The organism is Paenibacillus faecalis, from assembly GCF_900289175.1.
In the GTDB taxonomy this organism is placed as follows: Bacteria; Bacillota; Bacilli; order Paenibacillales; family Paenibacillaceae; genus Paenibacillus_AQ; species Paenibacillus_AQ faecalis.
Map to the genome: position 1 here is coordinate 3,830,783 of NZ_LT985747.1, position 6,147 is coordinate 3,836,929.

General features: G+C 48.0%; 5 protein-coding genes. 1 reads left to right on the plus strand and 4 read right to left on the minus strand.

Annotation, left to right across the window (positions count from 1 at the left end):
• Positions 1-23: 23 nt before the first annotated feature.
• From uvsE to C8268_RS17975, 4 genes are all read right to left on the minus strand, one after another.
• Positions 24-1,025 (minus strand): UV DNA damage repair endonuclease UvsE, encoded by a 1,002-nt coding sequence (gene uvsE, locus C8268_RS17960; RefSeq protein ID WP_106768933.1) that lies wholly within the window; start codon positions 1,023-1,025, stop codon positions 24-26.
• Complete coding sequence (locus C8268_RS17965; RefSeq protein WP_106768934.1) at positions 1,022-1,339, minus strand: hypothetical protein; 318 nt, start codon at positions 1,337-1,339, stop codon at positions 1,022-1,024. Before C8268_RS17965 ends, uvsE begins: the two co-directional genes overlap by 4 nt.
• Before the next feature lie 93 nt (positions 1,340-1,432).
• Positions 1,433-2,527 (minus strand): D-alanine--D-alanine ligase, encoded by a 1,095-nt coding sequence (locus tag C8268_RS17970; RefSeq protein WP_106768935.1) that lies wholly within the window; start codon positions 2,525-2,527, stop codon positions 1,433-1,435.
• 47 nt (positions 2,528-2,574) lie between these two features.
• On the minus strand, positions 2,575-3,552 hold the full coding sequence (locus C8268_RS17975; RefSeq protein ID WP_106770013.1) for an amidase domain-containing protein: 978 nt from the start codon (positions 3,550-3,552) through the stop codon (positions 2,575-2,577).
• A gap of 382 nt (positions 3,553-3,934) precedes the next feature.
• On the opposite strand from C8268_RS17975, the gene acnA reads away from it, so the two are divergent.
• Positions 3,935-6,147: aconitate hydratase AcnA (gene acnA, locus C8268_RS17980; protein ID WP_106768936.1), on the plus strand; the 2,213-nt coding region annotated here is incomplete at its 3' end.

The window sequence follows — 6,147 nt, forward strand, 5'->3', positions numbered from 1 at the left end:
GAACAGAAGATGTCATTTTTGAATTAAGGAGTGATTTCCACAGAAGCACCGTCAATAATATGAACACCTTCATTCTCATACGCTGACAAATCCTTCATTAAACCGAACAAAGCCCCGTCTTTTAGCTTTGCTTCGATCATCACATCCAGCTGAGGTGTATTCCGGGCAATTTTTCTCAAAAAAGACAAAAGAGGTACAACATCCACACCATCGGCATGACTGCGTAGATCGGAAGTGCTTTTGGGGCTGGACACATGGATTTTGGGGGGCAGCGGACAAGAGGCGTCAGAGCCGGCCTGTGCCAATGGAGTGTCCCATGTGCGTACAATTTCCGGCCATAGCTCCCATGGAGACTCTCCTTCATTGTTTACCCATTGATGATGGATATCGAGCACCATCGGCAGGCCCAGGTTCTTACATACGTTCAACGTTTCTATAGCTGTAAACGTTTTGTCGTCATTTTCGAGTGTAAGACGTTCTTTTATATCTTGATCAAGCAGTTGAAAATGCTCTTCAAACCTGGCGGCCGCCGAAGGCTTGTCCCCGTATGCGCCCCCGATATGAATGTTGTTCTTCATCGATGCGCTCAGCCCCATCGCCAGCAGCATGTTCGTATGATGTCTTAAATCTTGTATGGAATGATGCAGCACCTCGGAGCGGGGTGTACTAAGAACGGTAAAATGATCGGGGTGAAAAGACACCCTCATTCCGTGCTCCTTCACAAACCGGCCCACTTCAGCAAAGCTTTCTTGCAGTGCAGGATAGGGGTTCCAATCTCCGAGATCTTTATGCGTAGCAAGAGGAATGAGCTTGGATGTCATACGGTAGACTTGAATATCATGAGCAAGGTTATGCTTAAGCAAACGGAGCGTATTGTGCAGATTCTCGACAGCCAGGCGCTCTAGTTTCCGGATTGCCGCTTCACGATCAACCAGCTTCACGAAGCTTTTCATGGTCATCGTCTTCGATGGCGAGCAATTCGAGAGCACTGTGGACATAGCCACATATCCAAACCTCACAATCATGTCTGATTCCCAAAAAACATTTCATAAGCCAGATCGCTCTGAACTTTGGATTCTTCCTCAGTCAGCTTGCGTACAAGCTGAAGTTCAACGGATGTTACCTCACGTCCTTGAAAGTTGATCTCTGCAACGCTGGCTGTAATCAATACGATCGCAACCGCTTTGTTATCCGGCGTATAGGCAATAACTTTTTGTCCTGTAGGATAAACACGAAAACCATCCTTCAGCATCTTTCCCCGCCCATATTCCAGAAGCTCGTAAAGCTCCTGCTCATTCTTGAACTTGCAAACGGAATTGAACTCGGTTTGAAACCCCATGCGCCTGCCTCCCTTTAAATATAAAAGATTAGAGTCAAGGGGAGCCGTGATATCGGACTCCCCTTGGTATTCTCTTTCCTAATTATACATTTTTTAATCTTGATTCTCATAAACCAATGCCTGCTTATGGTTATGCCGCTCGATTCCAAGCTCAATCATCCGATCAAGCAGCTCTCGGTATGATACGCCAGTCTCCCTCCAAAGCAGGGGATACATGCTGTACGGAGTAAAGCCAGGCATCGTATTCACTTCATTAATAAGAATAGCATGATCAGAGCGTCTAATAAAGAAATCGGCACGCGTGATACCGCTGCCTCCAATCGCTTTGAATGCCGTAATGGCAAGCTCTCGAAGCTGGTAAGCTGTATCCGGCTCCACCGGAGCAGGAATGAGCATCTCGGATTTCCCGTCTGTATATTTTGCGGAATAGTCATAGTATTCACCAGAAGAGATAATTTCACCCGGTACCGACGCCATCGGCTCATCATTACCAAGCACACTAACCTCTACCTCTCGAGCATCCACGAATTCTTCCACAATAATTTTATGATCAAAACGCAATGCTTTATCAATCGCGTCTCTAAGCTCCTTAGCATCCCTGGCCTTTGAAATACCTACGCTCGAACCCAAATTAGCCGGTTTTACAAAGCAAGGATAGCCCAGGTCATCCTCCATATGCTGCATTAGCTCATAACTGTTTCGCTCCCACTCAGAACGGCTGAAGTAACAATATTTGCACTGCGGCAGCCCTGCTTGAGAAAACAGCTTTTTCATAATGCCTTTATCCATTCCCGCTGCTGAAGCAAGTACGCCAGCTCCGACATAAGGAATATCAGCCATCTCGAACAGTCCCTGAATCGTACCGTCCTCGCCAAAGGTGCCATGCAGAAGCGGGAACATAATATCTACCACTGCTTCCTCACTGCCATACAGTCTGCTAAAGACTGCATTAAGCGCCGTTTGTGTCCCCTCTCCATTCTCTAGCTTCAGCTCGGAAAGGTCAGTAAACGGTACAGCAAGCTTGCCTCCGATCCTCCACATTCCCTGCTTCGTGATGTAAAAAGGGATTATTTCATATTTATCAAAATCAAAAGCGTTCATGACGGCAAAAGCTGTTGATAACGACACCTCATGCTCTCCTGATTTGCCGCCATATACTAACCCTACCGTTAATTTATCCTGTCCCATGTGAAACCTCTCTTTTTATACGAATTGCAGCACACCATGCTGTCATGCTAAAAGTAATCGGGAATGTGGTAAAATCGATATTTCGTATTTTCGTTCCAAGCGTAGGAATCCCGATAATCCCAATAACGATGTTTACTGCTGACGGTATGGGCGTTTACCAGCGGCATGCCACCAGCATCAAATGCTGTTACAATTGTGCTGTGCTGGAACGATCCGTCACCATCCCAATCATAAACGATAACATCACCGAGCATGAGCTGCTCCGGCCGCTCTACCAACTCGGCTCTTAAACCTGAGGTACTCGTGTGCAAGTACCGGGTGAAACTGTTGGAAACCGCCCAACTGTAGCTCCACCATTCCCGGTTGTTCACATATCCTTTGTACCACCATCCCGTTTCTCTTTTACCAGTATAGTGGATTGGGGCTTTGCCTGCAAAGAGACACTGGGAGATATAATTCGTGCAGTTCACTTCAAATGTCGCAAACTCCGGGTTGCCCGAATCCCACCATTTATCCGCATATTGGACTGCGGCCTCCCTTTCATATCGGCCTGCACGTGAGTGGGTTCCTGCTGCATACACGCCATGATTGATCAGCGGGACGGAAGGGGCAGAACCATGCGATTCATCCTGTTCGTTAAATTCCCCTTCAGGTTCATTCCACGGATGACACTCATCTTCCAGACGTTCGACATCAACAATAAGCCAGGCATCCCCGTCACGAGCCACCGTCAGTCTTTCCTTGCTGATGGAATCTTCCCGGTGGGTCAAACCTCCTTTTTCATAAAAAAACACCGTATGCAATCGAACATCAACCACAGCTTCATCTTCTGTCTCCCGAAGGATACGCTGCAGCTTCGCTCTTGTCTCGCTCTTCTGCGGAGTCACTTTACGCTCGGTGTACCAGGCCTGAATACGAAATTGTCTTTCTCCACGCTCCATCAGATAATCCAGATCTGTTACAATTTGCTCTCTCACGCCTGATCCGTAATCCACCCGGCTCTGATTATATTGATCCACATACATATACAAAACTTGTTTCCAAGGCTGCTGTGCTTTTTTCGTCTTCACCCCGCACACTCCTCTCGATATTGTTCGATAAGTTATGTTTTGAAAATATAAGGAATTATTTCTAACCACTATATGAGGAAGGCAGACCAGCTATGAATGGCGCTATACAGCTTAATTTCTACGAATCTCCTTCTTTCGTCCCGTCGAGTACCTGGCTTCACGGTAAACAGCGGGATAAAGACTGGATTTTGGGCTAAATTCAAACTCTTTTTTCCGGAAAAAATGCTTTACGTCAGGACTTGCAAACGTTATACTTAAAGTAAGTGAAATTTTGAAATTGTGTTTCACCTGATGAAACTACCATGAAAAGACCTATATAACACAAGGAGGTATATGTATGTCAGTTAAGGACCAATTCTCTATCTCCCGTTCGCTTGAGGTTGGCGGCAAAAATTACCGTTACTTCAGCCTACAGGCTTTGGAAGAGCAAGGACATGGCAATATATCAAAGCTTCCTTTCTCCATCCGGGTATTGCTTGAAGCGGCTGTCCGCCAATTTGATGGACGTGCAATTACAGAAGATCATGTAAAGCAACTTGCTAAATGGAATGAAGGGCTTGGCAACAATAAAGAAATTCCATTCATTCCTGCCCGTATCGTCCTCCAGGACTTTACTGGAGTTCCGGTTGTAGTAGACCTTGCAGCTATGCGTGATACGGTTAAGAAAGCAGGCGGCGATCCGAAGAGAATCAACCCGCTCGTACCCGTCGATCTCGTTATCGACCACTCCGTAATGGTAGATGCTTTCGGTACCGAACAGGCTCTCGAATATAACATGAAGGTAGAATTCGAGCGCAACGAAGAGCGCTACCGCTTCCTTCGCTGGGCCCAAACCGCATTTGATAATTTCCGCGCTGTGCCTCCGGGAACAGGTATCGTTCACCAGGTTAACCTGGAGTACCTGGCCTCGGTAGCAGCTACGAAGACCGTTGATGGCGAAACTCTCGTCTTCCCGGATTCCCTCGTAGGTACTGACTCCCATACGACGATGATCAACGGCCTCGGTGTTGTGGGATGGGGTGTCGGCGGCATTGAGGCGGAAGCCGGCATGCTGGGACAGCCTCTTTATTTCGTAACGCCGGATGTTATCGGCTTCAAGCTGACCGGCAGTCTGGCGGAAGGCGCTACGGCGACAGACCTGGCCTTGACCGTAACTCAAATGCTCCGCCAAAAAGGCGTTGTCGGCAAGTTCGTTGAATTCTATGGCCCGGGTCTGGCCAATATCAGTCTGGCTGACCGTGCGACCGTAGCAAACATGGCTCCAGAATACGGCGCTACCATCGGCTTCTTCCCGGTTGATGCTGAAACGCTCGCATATCTCCGGAGTACAGGCCGTACAGACGAACAAGTTGAACTCGTAGAAGCATACTATAAAGCACAGAACATGTTCCGCACAGCAGATACTGTTGATCCGGAATTTACAGATGTGATCGAGCTGGATCTGGCTTCGGTTGTACCGAGCTTGGCAGGACCTAAACGTCCACAAGACCGCATCGAGCTCACGAACATGAAAGAAAACTTCAATGATATTATTCGTACTCCAATCGATAAAGGCGGATACGGCCTGAGCGATGAGAAGATCGAACAGAAAGTAACAATTAACCATAAAGATGGAACAACGAGTGAAATGGGAACTGGTGCCGTTGTTATTGCAGCGATTACGAGCTGTACGAACACATCCAACCCGAGTGTTATGCTTGGTGCTGGCCTTCTCGCTAAAAAAGCAGTTGAACGCGGCTTGAAAAAACCGGGCTACGTGAAAAGCAGCTTGACCCCAGGCTCTCTTGTTGTTACAGATTACTTGGAAAAAGCAGGGCTTCTGCATTATCTGGAGGCGCTCGGTTTCTATGTTGCCGGCTACGGCTGCGCAACTTGTATCGGTAACTCCGGTCCTCTTCCTGACGAAGTAAGCCAGGCGATCACGGACAATGATATGACGGTCGCGGCTGTTCTTTCCGGTAACCGTAACTTTGAAGGCCGCGTTCACGCTCAGGTTAAAGCTAACTATCTCGCTTCGCCACCGCTTGTCGTAGCTTATGCACTGGCCGGCACGGTAAATATCGATCTGCAGAACGATCCGATCGGCTATGATCCGAATAACGAACCGGTTTACTTGAAAGATATTTGGCCTACTAGCGCGGAAATCCGTGAGGCAATCGGTCATTCCCTTACGGCGGATGCTTTCCGTAAAAAATATGAAAATATCTTTACCGCCAACAAGCGCTGGAATGAGATTTCTGTACCAGAGGGCGAGCTGTATGAGTGGGATGCCAAGTCAACCTACATTCAGAATCCTCCGTTCTTTGAGAATCTTGGCAGCGAGCTGAACAATATTCAGGAAGTCCGCAATGCGCGTGTTCTTGCCTTGCTGGGTGATTCTGTCACAACAGATCACATTTCTCCGGCGGGTAACATTGCAACGAACAGCCCGGCGGGTGTTTACCTGAGCGAGCGGGGTGTTGCACGGAAAGACTTCAACTCTTACGGCTCCCGCCGTGGGAATCATGAGGGCATGATGCGCGGGACTTTCGCAAACATCCGAAACCGCAA

Bases quoted from the DNA above. Each gene is read 5' to 3' on its own strand.
- uvsE (WP_106768933.1), bottom strand. From the start codon at position 1,025: ATGATTGTGAGGTTTGGATATGTGGCTATGTCCACAGTGCTCTCGAAT.
- C8268_RS17970 (WP_106768935.1), bottom strand. From the start codon at position 2,527: ATGGGACAGGATAAATTAACGGTAGGGTTAGTATATGGCGGCAAATCA.
- C8268_RS17965 (WP_106768934.1), bottom strand. From the start codon at position 1,339: ATGGGGTTTCAAACCGAGTTCAATTCCGTTTGCAAGTTCAAGAATGAG.
- C8268_RS17975 (WP_106770013.1), bottom strand. From the start codon at position 3,552: ATGTATGTGGATCAATATAATCAGAGCCGGGTGGATTACGGATCAGGC.